13 protein-coding genes are annotated in these 14406 nt (G+C 69.5%); 7 read left to right on the top strand and 6 right to left on the bottom strand.

The genetic code is table 11. The features are described from left to right. Positions 1 to 13 precede the first annotated feature (13 nt). Genes queA through queF form a run of 3 tightly spaced genes read left to right on the top strand, consistent with a single transcriptional unit; the run spans position 14 to position 2636 of the window. Positions 14 to 1054, top strand: a complete 1041-nt coding sequence (gene queA / locus EOD42_RS01785; RefSeq protein ID WP_127785340.1) for a tRNA preQ1(34) S-adenosylmethionine ribosyltransferase-isomerase QueA — start codon at positions 14 to 16, stop codon at positions 1052 to 1054. Next, positions 1051 to 2163: a tRNA guanosine(34) transglycosylase Tgt gene (gene tgt, locus EOD42_RS01780; RefSeq protein ID WP_127785339.1), complete on the top strand. Its 1113-nt coding sequence runs from the start codon at positions 1051 to 1053 to the stop codon at positions 2161 to 2163. The genes queA and tgt overlap by 4 nt, the downstream gene beginning before the upstream one ends. Next, on the top strand, positions 2160 to 2636 hold the full coding sequence (gene queF / locus EOD42_RS01775; RefSeq protein ID WP_127785338.1) for a preQ(1) synthase: 477 nt from the start codon (positions 2160 to 2162) through the stop codon (positions 2634 to 2636). Before tgt ends, queF begins: the two co-directional genes overlap by 4 nt. A gap of 3 nt (positions 2637 to 2639) precedes the next feature. On the opposite strand, the gene EOD42_RS01770 is transcribed toward queF, so the two are convergent. After that, a complete protein-coding gene (locus EOD42_RS01770) occupies positions 2640 to 3044 on the bottom strand; it encodes a hypothetical protein (RefSeq protein WP_127785337.1) in 405 nt (134 codons plus the stop codon). A gap of 238 nt (positions 3045 to 3282) precedes the next feature. Here EOD42_RS01770 and speC point away from each other — a divergent pair, with 238 nt between their 5' ends. From speC to EOD42_RS01755, 3 genes are all read left to right on the top strand, one after another. Continuing rightward, positions 3283 to 5604, top strand: coding sequence for an ornithine decarboxylase (gene speC, locus EOD42_RS01765; protein WP_127785336.1), 2322 nt, complete (start codon positions 3283 to 3285; stop codon positions 5602 to 5604). A 222-nt stretch (positions 5605 to 5826) separates the two neighbouring features. Continuing rightward, entirely contained in the window at positions 5827 to 6897 is a 1071-nt protein-coding gene (locus EOD42_RS01760; RefSeq protein ID WP_127785335.1) for a calcium:proton antiporter, read from the top strand. Beyond that, positions 6894 to 7316, top strand: a complete 423-nt coding sequence (locus EOD42_RS01755) for a CoA-binding protein (protein ID WP_127785334.1) — start codon at positions 6894 to 6896, stop codon at positions 7314 to 7316. Before EOD42_RS01760 ends, EOD42_RS01755 begins: the two co-directional genes overlap by 4 nt. On the opposite strand, the gene EOD42_RS01750 is transcribed toward EOD42_RS01755, so the two are convergent. Both EOD42_RS01750 and EOD42_RS01745 read right to left on the bottom strand, forming a co-directional pair. After that, the gene (locus tag EOD42_RS01750) at positions 7313 to 8467 is read right to left on the bottom strand and encodes an alpha/beta fold hydrolase (RefSeq protein WP_127785333.1); all 1155 of its coding nucleotides are present in this window, start codon (positions 8465 to 8467) and stop codon (positions 7313 to 7315) included. The two genes, EOD42_RS01755 and EOD42_RS01750, sit on opposite strands and share 4 nt — an antisense overlap. Positions 8468 to 8500: 33 nt before the next feature. Continuing rightward, complete coding sequence (locus tag EOD42_RS01745) at positions 8501 to 9262, bottom strand: AraC family transcriptional regulator (RefSeq protein ID WP_240654766.1); 762 nt, start codon at positions 9260 to 9262, stop codon at positions 8501 to 8503. A gap of 124 nt (positions 9263 to 9386) precedes the next feature. On the opposite strand from EOD42_RS01745, the gene EOD42_RS01740 reads away from it, so the two are divergent. Beyond that, complete coding sequence (locus EOD42_RS01740; RefSeq protein WP_127785331.1) at positions 9387 to 10604, top strand: MFS transporter; 1218 nt, start codon at positions 9387 to 9389, stop codon at positions 10602 to 10604. A gap of 3 nt (positions 10605 to 10607) precedes the next feature. Here EOD42_RS01740 and EOD42_RS01735 read toward each other — a convergent pair whose 3' ends face one another. From EOD42_RS01735 to EOD42_RS01725, 3 genes are all read right to left on the bottom strand, one after another. Beyond that, positions 10608 to 11798 carry an MFS transporter gene (locus EOD42_RS01735; RefSeq protein WP_164867738.1) on the bottom strand — a complete coding sequence of 397 codons (1191 nt, stop codon included), beginning with the start codon at positions 11796 to 11798 and terminating at the stop codon, positions 10608 to 10610. Positions 11799 to 11877: 79 nt separating this feature from the next. Continuing rightward, positions 11878 to 12597, bottom strand: coding sequence for a 2-keto-4-pentenoate hydratase (locus EOD42_RS01730; RefSeq protein WP_127785329.1), 720 nt, complete (start codon positions 12595 to 12597; stop codon positions 11878 to 11880). Then, complete coding sequence (locus tag EOD42_RS01725; RefSeq protein WP_206020215.1) at positions 12594 to 14210, bottom strand: acyl-CoA dehydrogenase family protein; 1617 nt, start codon at positions 14208 to 14210, stop codon at positions 12594 to 12596. Before EOD42_RS01725 ends, EOD42_RS01730 begins: the two co-directional genes overlap by 4 nt. Positions 14211 to 14406 lie beyond the last annotated feature (196 nt).

Genomic DNA, 14406 nt, shown 5'->3' with positions numbered 1-14406 from the left:
TATGGGGCCGCCCATGACCCTGACCGCCGCCGATTTCGACTATCCGCTGCCGGATGACCGCATCGCCCAGCACCCCGCCCGCCCGCGCGACGCGGCGCTGCTGCTGGATGCGCGCGCGCCCGCGCTGGTGGATCGCGGCGTGCTGGACCTGCCCGCCCTGCTGGAGCCGGGCGACCTGCTGGTGGTGAACGACACCCGCGTGATCCCGGCGCGCCTGACCGCCCGGCGCGGCCAGGCCCGCGTCGAGATCATGCTGAACCGCGCCGAGGGGAACGGCATCTGGCATGCGCTGGTGCGCAACGCCCGCCGCCTGAAGGCCGGAGACACCGTGGAGATCGAGGGCGCCCCCATCACCGCCCGCGTGGTGGAAGACCCGGCCGAGGGCGCGGTGCGTCTCGACTTCGGCCCGGATGAGGCCGCGCTGGCCGCGGCCCTGGACCAGGCCGGCGAGATTCCCCTGCCGCCCTATATCCAGCGCGCCGCCGGCCCCGAGGACGAGGCCGATTACCAGACGCTGTTCGCCGATCGCCCGGGCGCGGTCGCGGCCCCCACGGCCAGCCTTCACTTCACGCCCCGGTTGATCGAGGCGCTGGAGGCTCGCGGCGTGCGCCGCGCCACCCTGACCCTGCATGTCGGCGCCGGCACCTTCCTGCCGCTGCGCGGCGACAACCCGGCCGAGCACAAGATGCATGCCGAATGGGGGCAGATCACGCCCGAGACCGCCGCGCTGATCAACGAGACCCGCGCCCGGGGCCGGCGCATCGTGGCCGTGGGCACCACCGTGCTGCGCCTGCTGGAAACGGCGGCGACCGGGGATATCGCGCAGCCCGTGCGGCCCTTCGACGGGCTGACCAGCATCTTCCTGCTGCCCGGCCATCGCTTCACCACCGCCGACCTGCTGATGACCAATTTCCATCTGCCGAAATCCACGCTGATGATGCTGGTGGCGGGTTTCGCGGGCCTCGATCACATGCGCGCCGTCTATGCGCATGCGCTGGCGGGGCCGTACCGCTTCACCTCCTACGGCGATTCCTCGCTCTGGGCCCGCGCATGACCCTCTCTTACAGCCTCACCGCCACCGATGGCGCCGCCCGTGCCGGCACGCTGCACACCGCGCATGGAGAGGTGCAGACGCCCGTCTTCATGCCGGTCGGCACCGCGGGCACGGTGAAGGGCATGACGGCGGATGCCGTGCGCAGCACCGGCGCGCGCATCGTCCTCGGCAACACCTATCACCTGATGCTGCGCCCGGGGGCGGAGCGCGTGGCGCGCCTGGGCGGGCTGCACAGGATGATGGACTGGCAGGGCCCGATCCTGACCGATTCCGGCGGCTTTCAGGTCATGAGCCTGTCGGCGCTGCGGAAGATGGACAAGGACGGCGTGACCTTCCAGTCGCACATCGACGGCTCCAAACACCGGCTGACGCCGGAGCGCTCCATCGAGATCCAGCACCTGCTGGACGCCGACATCACCATGAGCTTCGACGAATGCACGCCCCACCCGGCGACGCATGAGGTGGCCGCGAAATCCATGCGACTGTCCATGGCCTGGGCCGAGCGCGGCCGCCGCGCCTTCGTCCCGCGTGAGGGCTATGGTCTGTTCGGCATCGTCCAGGGCAGCACCTATGCCGATCTGCGCGCCGAGAGCGTGAAGGCGCTGACCGATATCGGCTTCGAGGGCTATGCCGTGGGCGGGCTCGCGGTGGGTGAGGGCCAGGAGGCGATGTTCGCCACGCTGGACGTGACCACCCCCCTGATGCCGCAGGACAAGCCGCGCTACCTGATGGGCGTCGGCACGCCGGACGACATCATCGGCGCCGTCGCGCGCGGCATCGACATGTTCGACTGCGTGATCCCCACGCGCTCCGGCCGGATGGGCCGCGCCTATACCAGCCAGGGCGTGCTGAACATGCGCAACGCCCGGCATTGCGACGACGGCAGCGCGCTGGACCCGGCCTGCGACTGCCCCGCCTGCACGCGCCACAGCCGCGCCTATATCCATCACCTGATCAAGTCGCAGGAGATGCTGGGGCCGATCCTGCTGACCTGGCACAACATCCGCTACTATCAGCAACTGATGGCGCGGCTGCGCGCGGCGATCCTGGCGGGCCGCTTCGCCGAGGAAGCCGCCGCCATCCGCGCCGGCTGGAGCACACCCGCATGAGCAAGAAATCGACCGCGACCGAGACCGAGGGCCTCACCCAGCTCGGCCACGCCACCAGCCTGCCGGCCAGCCCCGACCAGGCGGTGCTGGAGCGCGTGCCCAATCCGCATCCGGACCAATCCTACTGCATCCGCTTCGCGGCGCCGGAGTTCACCAGCCTGTGCCCGCTGACCGGCCAGCCGGATTTCGCGCATCTGGTTATCGACTACGTGCCGCGCAAATGGATCGTGGAGAGCAAGTCGCTCAAGCTCTACCTCGGTTCCTTCCGCAACCACGGGTCGTTCCATGAGGCCTGCACGATGGATATCGGGCTGCGCATCAAGGAGCTGCTGTCGCCGCGCTGGCTGCGGATCGGCGGCTACTGGTATCCGCGCGGCGGCATGCCCATCGACGTGTTCTGGCAGACGGGCGAGCCGCCGAAGGGCGTGTGGATCCCCGAGCAGGGCGTCCCCGGCTATCGCGGCCGGGGCTGAGCCTCAGCAGGCGAAGGTCAGCGCCCGCACCGCGAAGGGGCCGGTGCCTTCGACCGGTGCCAGGTTGCGCTGCTGCATGTTGTAGCTGCGGTTCTGCCACACCACGCGCAGGTCGTTGTCCGACCAGGTCGTGCTGTCATCGGCATTGGTCGCGTAGATGTAGAAGGGCATCTGCGTGTTGTGCTGCAGCCAGCTGCCATCGGCCAGGAACAGGTTCTGGTTGCTGCGGGCGGGCAGGTTGAACCAGCCGAAGGTCTGGCGGTTGCCGTTCTCCGGCACGGCGCTGACCAGCAGAGAGAGCCGCTGCGGGCATTCATTGACCACCACGACGGCGGCCATCTGTTGGGCGTGGCCGGTGGTGGCCAGCACCGTTGCCGAGGCGAGCAGGGCGGCTGCGATCATGCGCATTGTGGCGGTCCTCCGCGGCCCCTGCTGTGCAGGCAGCCGACATTGTTGTTTCTCAGACCTTTACGGCAGCCATTCTACGCCGGGCAATCGTTCATTTGAATGGTTGCCGGGCCGGTGCGCCGCGCAGCATGGCTGCCCTACGCTACAAGCCGGTGACATTCGGTGCATATTCCAACGCTGGCGATTGCCCTCCCCGCCACCTGCCGCCAATTACGGCTCGTTTGTCGGAAGGACTTCGATGGAATACTCGCGCCGCTTCAAGTTCCTGGTCTGCGCCCCCGCCTTCGACGAGAGCGACCTCGAAGGGGCGCGGCTGCGCGACATCATCCAGGAGATCGAGCAGGACGGCTATCAGGTCGCCCGCGCCCGCCGGGATGACGACGCCGAGCTGGTGGTCCGCACCGATGCCGCCATCGGCTGCGTGGTGGTGGATTGGGGCAAGAAGGGGCTGCAGGGCAAATCCGCGGCCCTGATCTCGCTGATCCGCAAGCGCGGCCTCGAAGTGCCGATCATCGTGCTGGTCCGCCGCCACCGGCTGCAGGACATCCCGGTGGAGGTGCTGGACGATGTGGACGGCTACATCTTCCTCGCGGAAGAAACGCCCGACTTCATCGCCAAGAACCTGATCAGCCGGCTGCGCCAGTATGCCGACTCGTTGAAGACGCCCTTCTTCGGGCGCCTGGTGGACTATGCCGAGGAAGGCAACCAGCTCTGGACCTGCCCGGGCCATAATGGCGGCGTGTTCTACCGCCGCAGCCCGATCGGCCGCATCTTCGTCGAGCATCTGGGCGAGGCGGTGTTCCGCGACGACCTGGACAATTCCGTGCTCCAGCTGGGTGACCTGCTGACGCATGAAGGGCCGGCGCTCGCCGCCGAGCGGGAAGCGGCCAAGATCTTCGGCGCGGAGCGCACCTATTTCGTCCTCAACGGCACTTCCTCGTCCAACAAGATCGTCCTGCAGGCCCTGCTGGCCGAGGGCGACCTGGTGCTGTTCGACCGCAACAACCACAAGGCCGCCAACCACGGCGCACTGATCCTGGGCGGCGCCATCCCGGTCTTCATCGAAACCGACCGCAACCCGCACGGGCTTATCGGCCCCATGTTCGCCGATGCGCTGGACGAGCAGCGTCTGCGCCAGTCCATCCGCGACAACCCGCTGATCGAGGACAAGTCGCTGGCCGACCGGCCGCGCCCCTTCCGCTGCGCCGTGATCGAACAGTGCACCTATGACGGCACGATCTACTCCGCCGAGGAGATCCTGGCCCGCATCGGCCACCTGTGTGACTACATCCTGTTCGACGAGGCCTGGGCGGGCTTCATGAAGTTCCACCCGCTGTTCAAGGGCCGCTTCGGCATGGGGCTGAAGCTGGACGAGAACAGCCCGGGCATCTTCGTCACGCAGTCCACCCACAAGCAGCTGGCCAGCTTCTCCCAGGCCAGCCAGATCCATGTGCGCGACAGCCATCTCAAGGGCCAGCGGCGGCAGCTGAACCACCACCGCTTCAACGAGATGTTCCTGCTGCACGCCTCGACCAGCCCGTTCTATCCGCTGTTCGCCTCGCTGGACGTCGGCGCGCAGATGATGAAGGGCAAGTCGGGCGAGGTGCTGTGGGACGACACCATTCGCCTGGGCATCGAGCTGCGGAAGAAGCTGCGCGCCATCAAGCGTGAGATCGGCGAGAAGGAGCGCGACCCCGCGCGCCACTGGTTCTTCGAGCCCTTCGTGCCCGAGCAGGTGGACAACACCCCCTGGGAGGACGTGCCGACCGACCGGCTGGCGAGCGACCCCAACTGCTGGGAGATCAAGGCCGGGGACCGCTGGCACGGCTTCCATGGCGTGCCGCAGGGCTTTGCCATGACGGACCCCAACAAGCTGACGTTGCTGACGCCCGGCTTCAACCGCGCGACGGGCGAATATGCCGACCACGGCATTCCCGCCCCGGTGGTGGCCGAATATCTGCGCCAGAACCGCATCGTGCCGGAGAAGAACGACCTCAACAGCCTGCTGTTCCTGCTGACGCCGGGCGTGGAGAGCAGCAAGGCCGGCACGCTGCTGTCGCACCTCGTCACCTTCAAGAAGCTGCATGACGAGAACGCGCTGCTGGAGGACGTGATCCCGACCTTCGTGAACAAGCGCCCGGCCCGCTACGCCAAGCGCCGCCTGCGTGATCTCTGCGCGGAGATGCACAGCTTCTACCGCTCGATGAACACATCGGACCTGCAGCGCCGGCAGTTCCGTGCGGAGCACCTGCCCGAGATGGCCGTGGCCCCGCATGAGGCGGTGCAGGAGATGGTGCGCAACAAGGTGGATTTCCTGCCGCTGGACCAGCTGCGCGGGCGGGTGGCGGCCACGCTGTGGGTGGTCTATCCGCCCGGCATCGCCACCATCATCCCCGGCGAACGCCTGACCGAGGCCAGCCAGCCCATGATCGACTACCTGAAGGTGTTCGAACGCGGCGCGAACCTGTTCCCGGGCTTCGAGAACGAGATCCAGGGCGTGTACCGCGAGGTCCAGCCGGACGGATCGGTGCGCTTCTGCACCTATGTGTTGAGCGAGTAAGACGCGACTCGGCGCCGGGCTGGAATGAAAAAGGAACACGCGGCCGGCCCGGCTTCTCAATCTCCTGATGAATCAATGTAATGATCCGAGTCGCGAGAACGAATCGCTGACATGTGTCATGAAGGGCGTGCAACCACAGTTTGTGTTGCGCGTTATGGGCCGGGCACAAACGCGTTCCGGATTCGTCCGGTGGGCGGCCCGAGTCGCGTAGGGGAGAGATGAATGGCCGGTGCGGTGCGGGAGGATATTCCCTGGTGGTCCTGGGTGGTTCCGGCCGCGGGACTGCTGCTGGTGCTTCTGGGGGTTCAGGGCCTCTCGATCTTCGGCATCGCGCTGGTCGTGGCGCTGTTCACCAGCGTCTTCGCGGCGGTCCTGCATGCCGAGGTCGTCGCCGCCCGCGTGGGTGAGCCCTATGGCACGCTGGTGCTGGCCATCGCCATCACGGTGATCGAGACGGGGCTGATCCTGGCCCTGATGTCGGGCGGCGGGCAGCCGACGCTGCTGCGCGATTCCGTCTTCGCCTCCGTCATCATCTGCCTGAACGGGCTGATGGGCCTGGCCCTGGTGCTGGGCGGGGCGCGGCACTTCGAGCAGGGTTTCGCGGCCCGCGGCGCCACCGCCTTCCTGTCCGTCGTCATCACCATCGCGACCATGACGCTGGTGCTGCCGAACCACACGCGCTCCACCGACGGGGCGCTGTTCAATTCGTCGCAGCTGCTGATGGTGGCCCTGATGTCGGTGGGGCTCTACGCCGTGTTCCTGTTCGTGATGACGGTCAGGCACCGCAATGACTTCCTGCACGGCCACGGCATCGATCCGGCGGGGGACCCGCCCTCCAACCGGCGCAGCGCCATCGCCTTCGGGCTCATGTGCGTCTCCCTGCTCGCGGTGGTGCTGCTGGCCAAGAAGCTGGCGCCGGCGCTGGAGGCAGGGGTGGCGGCGATCGGCGCGCCCGATACGGTGGTGGGCGTGGTGGTGGCGCTGCTGGTGCTGATGCCCGAGGGCGTGTCGGCCATCCGCGCCGCCGCCCGCAACCAGGTGCAGATGGCGCTGAACCTGGTGCTGGGCTCGGCCCTGGCCTGTATCGGCCTGACCATCCCGGTGGTGGCGGCCGTGGCGCTGTGGAACGGCGAGGGGCTGGTGCTGGGCCTGGACCCCGCGAACACCGTCATCCTGGCGCTGACCTTCGTGGTCAGCATCCTGACCCTGGCCCATGGGCGCACCACCTTGCTGCAAGGCGCGGTGCACCTGATGATCCTGGCCGGCTTCCTCATGCTGAGTTTCATGCCATGACCGCTACCAACCCGACCGATGCCGAGATCGCCGCCCTGCTGGCGCGCCGCCCGCGCGTGGCGCTGGTGGGCGCGAGCCCGAAGCCCGAGCGCGCCAGCAACAGCGTCATGCGCTTCCTGCTGTCGCGCGGGATGGAGGTGGTGCCGGTGAATCCCGGCCTTGCCGGCCAGCAGATCCATGGCCAGACGGTGGTGGCGACCCTGGCCGATGCCGGCGCGCTGGACATGGTGGACGTGTTCCGCCGCAGCGAGGAAGCGGGCGCGGTGGTGGATGAGGCCGCGGCGCTGGGCGCCAAGGCCGTGTGGCTGCAGCTGGACATCGTGGACGAGGCCGCCGCCGCCCGTGCCCGCGCCCAGGGCGTGATGGTGGTGCAGGACCGCTGCCCCGCCATCGAGTGGCCGCGCCTGGGTGTTCGCTAAGGCGTCTTCTGGCCCCGCATGAAGTCCAGGATGTGCCCGACCGTGGCGGCGGGCTGCTCCTGCTGCACCCAATGGCCTGCCCCGGGCACCAGGTGGCAGCCGCGCAGGTCGGCGCAGGCCTTGCCCTGCATCGCCTCCAGGTCGCCGGGCTTCTGGTACACGCCCCAGTCGCTGGCACCGGCGATATAGCAGGCGGGCACCTCGATCCGCCGCCCGGCGAACAGCCGCATCTCGGCCGCCACCAGCCCGCTGGTGGTGCAGCGATAGGATTGCAGGCCCCCCTGGAAGCCGGTGCGGCCGTATTCCATGGCGTAGACGGCCAGATCCGCCTCGCTCAGCCAATGATTGGCGGCGATCTGCGCGGGGCCGGGCATTTCCGCCGCCACGGTCTCCGCCATGCCCAGCTCCAGCGGCATGATGTAGTAGGTGGGCATCTTCGCGAGCTCGGACGCTTCCCAGCCGGCCAGGCGATAGGGGCGGTTCGCGGCCCAATCCGCGCTTTTGTGGTGATAATAGGCGCGGATGAAGGCCGGCAGGCCCTGGGCGGCCCGCCACATGTTCGCGTTTGCCTCCCGCGTCGAATAATACCACTGGTAGTGCTTGCGGGGCGGGTCCAGCGCCGCGAGCGCCGCGTTCATGCCGCCCGAGGCCAGGCCCGCCGCCGCTTCGGGCGCGCGCTGCTCGCCGACCGGCCAGGGGCGGGGGCCGCCATAGGGCGCGCTCATCAGCACCACGGAGCGGAAGACGTCGGGCCGTGACAGCGCGCAATTGCCCGCGACCGGCGACCCGAAATCATGGCCGATGACGGCCGCTACCTCCGAATGGCCGAGCGCGGCCACCAGGGCCAGCGCGTCGCGCACATAGTTCAGCGGCCCGAAGCTCTGGATCTCGCCGTCGAACTCAGCGACCCATCCGGTGGTGCGGCCATAGCCGCGCTGGTCGGGCGCCACGACGTGATAGCCGGCCTCGGCCAGGGGCAGCATGACGTGGCGCCAGGAGAAGGCGAGCTCAGGAAAGCCGTGCAGCAGAAGCAACAGAGGCCGGCCCTGCTCCCCGGCTTCGAGCAGATGCATGTCCAGCCCGTTGACGTGGCGCAGGATGCGCGTGCGGATGCCGCGGGGCAGATGCCCGGGATCGAGTGGCTCGGTCATGGTTTCCTCCGTTGCGGCCATCCTAGCCGCCCGTCACCGCCCGGCTAGAGCGGCGGTCGCCCCGATGGTGCCGCGCCCGCGCGGCGTCACGCCGAAGGCGGTGCGATAGGCGGCGCCGAAGGCGGGCGCGCTGGCATAGCCCACGCGCGCCGCGACGCGGGCGGGCGGCATGCCCTCCGCCAGCAGGGCCGAGGCCTCCGCCAGCCGCAGCGCCTGTCGCCATCCGGCGAAGGAAAGCCCGGTGTCGCGCAGGAACAGCCGCGCCAGGGTGCGGCCGCTGGCGCCTACCGCCTCGCCCCATTGTTCCAGGGTGCGGTCGTCGGCGGGGTTGGCGCGCAGGGTCTCGGCCAGGCGGCGCAGGCGGGCGTCGCGGGGTGCGGGCACGCCCAGCGGCAGGGCCACGGCGCCCGCGATCTCGTCCAGGATCAGGGCGGCCAGATGCGCGCCGCGCCCGGCTTCGTCCCATTCCAGCGGCATGGCGCAGGCGGCCAGGATCAGTTCCCGCAACAGCGGCGGCACCGGGAAGGCGGTGGGGGCGGCGGGGCCGACACGGGCCGCGTCCTCGCGCAGGAACAGCGCGCGCATGGCGACCGCGCCTGCCATCCGCACCCGATGCGCCCAACCCGCGGGCATCCACAGCGCGCGGCCGGCCGGCACCACATAGTCGGTGGTCTCGGTCTCCACCCGCATGGCGCCCTGGGTGGCATACAGCAACTGCGCCTTGGCATGGTGGTGCAGGCCGGTGTCATGCCCGCGTGCGTAGTCATGCGAATACCCGGCCAGTGGCCGGTTCACCGCATCCTGTTGGATGTCCCGCCGAGGGGCGATAGACGGTGCAGCCTGTCCGGCTGGCGACAGGGTTTGTCCGGACGACGCCATGCGGACAGGCTATACCATCCGGCAGAGAGGATAAACGCTCATGTCAGCCGTCACCCGCCAGGTGGTGTTCATCAACGCCGCCCACACCATCACCCATTACGCCCTGCTGGTGCTGGCCACGGCCAGCCTGGCCATGGTCTATCAGCAGCCCGACCTGTTCGGCGCCGATTATGGCCCCGTCATCACCATCGGGACGGGCATGTTCGTGGTCTATGGCATGCTGGCGCTGCCCATGGGCTGGCTGCAGGCGCGGCTGGGGCGCAAGGCGCTGATGACGTCCTTCTTCCTCGGCGCCGGGCTGTTCATGATCCTGGCCGGGCTGTGCACCAGCCCGCTGCTGCTGGGCCTGTGCCTGGGCGGGATGGGCGCGTTCCTCGCGATCTATCACCCGATCGGCACGGCCATCATCGCCGAATGCGGTGGTGACAGGGTGGGCCGCGCCATGGGCATCAACGGCGCCTTCGGCAATATCGGCGTGGCGCTGGCCCCGCTGGTCACGGGCGTGATCGCGGCGCAGTTCGGCTGGCGCTGGGCCTTCATCACGCCGGGCGTCCTCTGCATGGCCATCGGCGTGCTGTATGCGCGGGAACCCGCCTTCGACGGCACCCGCCTGCCGGGCGCCAAGCCCTTTCCGGTGATCCCGGCCCCCATCGTGCGCCGCGCCGTGGTGGTGCTGCTGGCGCTGGGGGCCACCAGCGGTCTGGTGTTCAACGCCTTCACCCTGCTGCTGCCCAAGCTGATCGAGGAACGCGTCGCGACCTCACCCGATCTGCTGCCGATGATCGCCTTCCTGGCCTTCGCGGCCACCATCTGCGGCGGCATCACCCAGTTCACCGTGGGCAGCATGATCGACCGCCGCACGCTGAAGGGCGTGTTCATGCCGCTGGCCATGATGCTGGTGCCGGGGCTGCTGCTGCTGTCCTTCCTGGATGGCTGGCTGGTGCTGCCGGTCTCCGCCATGGTCGCCGCCGCCATCTTCGGCCAGGTCACGGTGAATGAGACGATGATGGCGCGCTATATCGCGCCGCCCCTGCGGGCGAAGCTGTATTCCATCCGTTTCACCATCGGCTTCCTGGGCGCCTCGCTCGCCTCGCCGCTGATCGGCACGCTGCATCAATGGACCGGCAGCCTGGCCATGACGCTGGTGGTGCTGGGGTGCCTGGGCATGATCACGCTGGTCTGCGCGCTGGCCTTCCCGAACCGGGAGGAGGAGCTGAAGCCGGAGCTGTGGGCACGCCTCGCCGCGCCGGCCGAGTAGAGGTCAGGCCCGTTTCGGCGTGTGCCCCACCCACACGCCCAGCGCCAGCAGGCACAGCCCGGACGCGATCAGGCACGGCACATAGCCGATGGCCGAGGCGCCGAGCCCGGTCAGGGCCGCGCCCAGGCTCTGCCCGCTGAAGAAGCCGAAGGCATGCAGCGCGATGGCCGACCCGCGCGAGGTGGGCGCCAGTTCCAGCACCCGCACCTGCAACGTGTTGTGCATCAGGAAGAAGCCGAGGCCGAGCGCGAGGCCGGAGGCCACGAACAGCGGCGTGCTGGGCGCGAGCGCAAAGCCCACCAGCGCCAGGAAGCCCATCAGCCCGCCCAGCCGCACCATCCAGGCCTGGCCCAGATAGCGCAGCAGCCAGGTCACGATCAGCCCGTAGAAGAAGCCGCCGGCGCCGAAGCAGGACAGCGCCAGCCCCGCCTCCTGCGTGCCGCCCAGCCCGCGGCTTTGCAGGATGGGCGCCAGATGCGGGAAGGCACCGAAGATCAGCGCGCCTTCCAGCGCCACGGCGGGATACAGCACGCGCGCCTGCGGCAGCCGCAGGATGGTGGCATAGCGCCGCATCGCCTCGCCGGGCCGGAAGGGCTGCATGGGCTCCGCCGGGGCCCGCCTGCGCGCCATGAACATGATGATGACGGCCGTGAAGGTCAGCCCGGCGCACAGCAGCAGCACCCCGCGCCAGCCCAGCAGGGGCTCCAGTATGGCCGAGGTGATGCCGCCGCCGATCTGGCCGCAGATGGTGAACATCAGCAGCCGGCTGATTGCGACCTGGCGCTTGGCGGCGGGCACCTCGTCGCCGAACACCGCCAGCGTCAGCGGCATGGTGCCGCCGGCGGCGGCACCCGACAGCGCGCGCATCAGCAGCAGCGGCAGGAAGGCGGGCGAGATGGCGCAGCCCAGCACCATCAGCGCCACCAGGAACTGGCACAGCAGGATGATGCGCTTCTTGCCCAGCGCATCGCCGATCGGCCCCAGGAAGGGCTGCACCAGCGCATAGGGCAGGGCGAAGGCCGAGCCGAGCAGCGCCACCGTCGCCTCCGGCACCAGGAACTCGCGGGAGATGGCCAGCACCAGCGGGTCCGTCGCGCGCGCCACCATCGAGGCCGCGAAGGCCGAGATGGCGAAGACGGCGATCAGCTTGCGGATGCGCCGGTCCTCGGCACGGGCGTCGTCGATATCGGCCATGGCGGAAGTCTGGACCGGTGCTGCGGCGCGGCAAAGCCGCGGGACCGCATGGCAGGGGGCGCGCCGACCCCGGCTTGCCTCAATCGAAGGCGATCTCGATCGGCTGCAAATCGCCGAAGCACACCAGCACCTGGTCGGCCTGCTTCGCGGGCAGCATGCCCGTCGCACTGCCGGTGCTGATCGTCTCACCGGCATGCAGGCCGACATGGCCCGCGATCCATTCCAGCGGCGCCAGCGGGTGGCCCATCACATCCGCGCCGGTGCCGGTGCGGCGCTCCCGCCCGTTCACCAGCACGCGCACGGGCATGGCGGCCAGGTCGGTGCCGGGCGGGATCTCGGGGCCGAACACATATCGCCCATTCGCGCAGCCATCCGCGATGACGGCGGCGGGGGCGGGCAGGGCGGCCATGGGGAAGCGGCATTCGGCCACCTCCACCCCCGCCTGGATGCGGGCGATGTGGGGGATGATGTCGGCCAGCTTCGTGCCGCGCGGGATGTCCTGCGCGAGGGTGACGAAGAACTCCGCTTCCACCAGCGGGTCCAGCAGCTCCGCATGGCGCAGGCGGGCCGGGCTGGTCACCATGAAGCGGCGGAAGCTGCGGCCGCGGATGGGCTCGGCCATGCGCAGCCGGGCCTGCATCTCGGGCGTGGTGGCCGCGATCTTCCAGCCCAGCGGCTCCCACCCCAGCCGCCGCGTCACTTCGTCCTGGATGGCGTAGGGGTCGGCGGGCGGCTCAACCGCGCGGGTGATCTGGCGGCCCTCGACCCGGGCCGCCAGCAGGGTTTCGACCAGGCTCATGCCGCGGCGCGGGCCAGCACGGCGTCTTCCAGCGCGGCGTCGGCGCCGGCCGCCAGCGGGTCCTTCGGCAGCAGGCGGTGGCGCAGCACCAGCTCCGCCAGGGCGCTGCGCGCGGGGCAGGACAGGCGCGCGCCCTCCCAACGCAGCATCGCGGCGGAGGTGATGTTGTAGAGCGCGGTCGCTGCCGTGCGGGCCAGCGCCGGGTTGCCCAGCGCCTGTTCCATCAGCCCCTGCACCCGCGCCAGCACCGCCTGGAACTGCGGCGCGTCATTGCCCAGCAGCGCCGAGGCATGGGCCAGCAGCGGCGCCAGCGCGTCCTCGCGTTCGGCCGCGCGCAGCACGTCCAGCGCCACGATGTTGCTGGTGCCTTCCCAGATGCTGCCCAGATGGCTGTCGCGCAGCAGCCGGGCATCGGGGAATTCCTCGATGTAGCCGCAGCCGCCGCGCACCTCCATCGCATCGCCGGTCACGCGCCGGGCGTCGCGGCAGGCGCGGAACTTGATCAGCGGCGTCAGGATGCGCAGCAGCTTGCGGGCGTTCCCGTCGCCCGCGTCGCTGCGCCGCATCGCCTCGGCGGTCTGGAACATCATGCTGCGGGCCTGCTCGGCCGGCATGATCAGCTTCACCAGCTGGCGGCGCATCAGCGGCATCTCGACCAGCCGCTTGCCGAAGGCCTGGCGGCGGCTCGCGATGAACAGCGCCTCGGCGCAGGCGCGGCGCATCATGCCCGCCGCCCGCACCCCGTTGGACAGGCGGGAGGAATTGACCATGTCCGCCATCTGCTTGAAGCCGGCCTCGGGCTCCCCGATCAGCCAGGCGGTGGCGCCTTCCAGCTTCACCTCGCCCGAGGCCATGGAGCGCGTGCCCAGCTTGTCCTTCAGGCGGATGATCCGATAGGCGTTCTTCGTGCCGTCCGGCAGATGGCGCGGCAGCAGGAACAGCGACACGCCGCGCAGCCCCGGCGCATCGCCGCGCCGGGCGAGGACCAGCGCCACCTCGGCATCGGCGTTGGAGCAGAACCACTTGTCGCCCGAGAGCTTCCAGGTGCCGGCCTCCGCCGGTTCGGCCACCACGGCGGTGTTGGCGATGTCGCTGCCCGCGCCCTGCTCGGTCATGAACATGGCGCCCTGGCTCAGCGCATCCATGTCCGTGCTGGTCAGGGCGGGCAGATAGCGCGCGACGAGCTCCGGGCTGCCGAACTTCCGCAGCGTGCGGGAGAGGCTGTCGGTCATGTTGACCGGGCACATCAGCCCGAATTCCGAATGGCAGAAGTAATAGGTCAGCGCGTATTTTGCGGCGGGCGGCAGGGGCTCCGCCCAGCCCAGCACACCGCCCCGGTGGCTCATCGCCGCGAAGCCGTAATCGCCGAAGGCGCGCTTCTCCATCGCGCGATAGGCGGGGTGGTAGTCGATCCGCTCGTCTTCCTCACCGCGCCTGTCACGGTGCAGCAGCACGGGCTGGTGGTGGTCGGCGGCATGCGCCTCCTCATCCAGCGCGCCGCCCACCAGGGCGCCCAGCGCCGTGAAATGCGGCTCCAGATGCGCATAGAGGTCGGCGGGCAGATACAGCCCGGCGAGCGCCGCACCCCAGGGGTCGGCGTGAAAGAAGTTCAAGCCGCGGGAATCGGGAACGGCGGCGGCGCCCTTGGGTGCGATGTGCATTCCCGCAACAGGCACAGCCCCGCGCATCCGACGCAATCGAGTTTATCGCAGCCCATTTTGAGAAAAACTCAACCGTTCCATGTTCGTCATAAGGCCTCGGCGGGCAAACTTTGTGCATGTCATTACGAGTTTTTATGGAACGTTTGCA

Source organism: Rhodovarius crocodyli, from assembly GCF_004005855.1.
GTDB lineage: Bacteria > Pseudomonadota > Alphaproteobacteria > Acetobacterales > Acetobacteraceae > Rhodovarius > Rhodovarius crocodyli.
This window is presented reverse-complemented; position numbering and strand designations above follow the sequence as displayed.

Bases quoted from the DNA above. Each gene is read 5' to 3' on its own strand.
- EOD42_RS01760 (WP_127785335.1), top strand. From the start codon at position 5,827: ATGGCCGGTGCGGTGCGGGAGGATATTCCCTGGTGGTCCTGGGTGGTT.
- queA (WP_127785340.1), top strand. From the start codon at position 14: ATGACCCTGACCGCCGCCGATTTCGACTATCCGCTGCCGGATGACCGC.
- queF (WP_127785338.1), top strand. From the start codon at position 2,160: ATGAGCAAGAAATCGACCGCGACCGAGACCGAGGGCCTCACCCAGCTC.
- EOD42_RS01750 (WP_127785333.1), bottom strand. From the start codon at position 8,467: ATGACCGAGCCACTCGATCCCGGGCATCTGCCCCGCGGCATCCGCACG.
- speC (WP_127785336.1), top strand. From the start codon at position 3,283: ATGGAATACTCGCGCCGCTTCAAGTTCCTGGTCTGCGCCCCCGCCTTC.
- EOD42_RS01755 (WP_127785334.1), top strand. From the start codon at position 6,894: ATGACCGCTACCAACCCGACCGATGCCGAGATCGCCGCCCTGCTGGCG.
- EOD42_RS01735 (WP_164867738.1), bottom strand. From the start codon at position 11,798: ATGGCCGATATCGACGACGCCCGTGCCGAGGACCGGCGCATCCGCAAG.
- EOD42_RS01730 (WP_127785329.1), bottom strand. From the start codon at position 12,597: ATGAGCCTGGTCGAAACCCTGCTGGCGGCCCGGGTCGAGGGCCGCCAG.
- EOD42_RS01770 (WP_127785337.1), bottom strand. From the start codon at position 3,044: ATGCGCATGATCGCAGCCGCCCTGCTCGCCTCGGCAACGGTGCTGGCC.
- tgt (WP_127785339.1), top strand. From the start codon at position 1,051: ATGACCCTCTCTTACAGCCTCACCGCCACCGATGGCGCCGCCCGTGCC.
- EOD42_RS01740 (WP_127785331.1), top strand. From the start codon at position 9,387: ATGTCAGCCGTCACCCGCCAGGTGGTGTTCATCAACGCCGCCCACACC.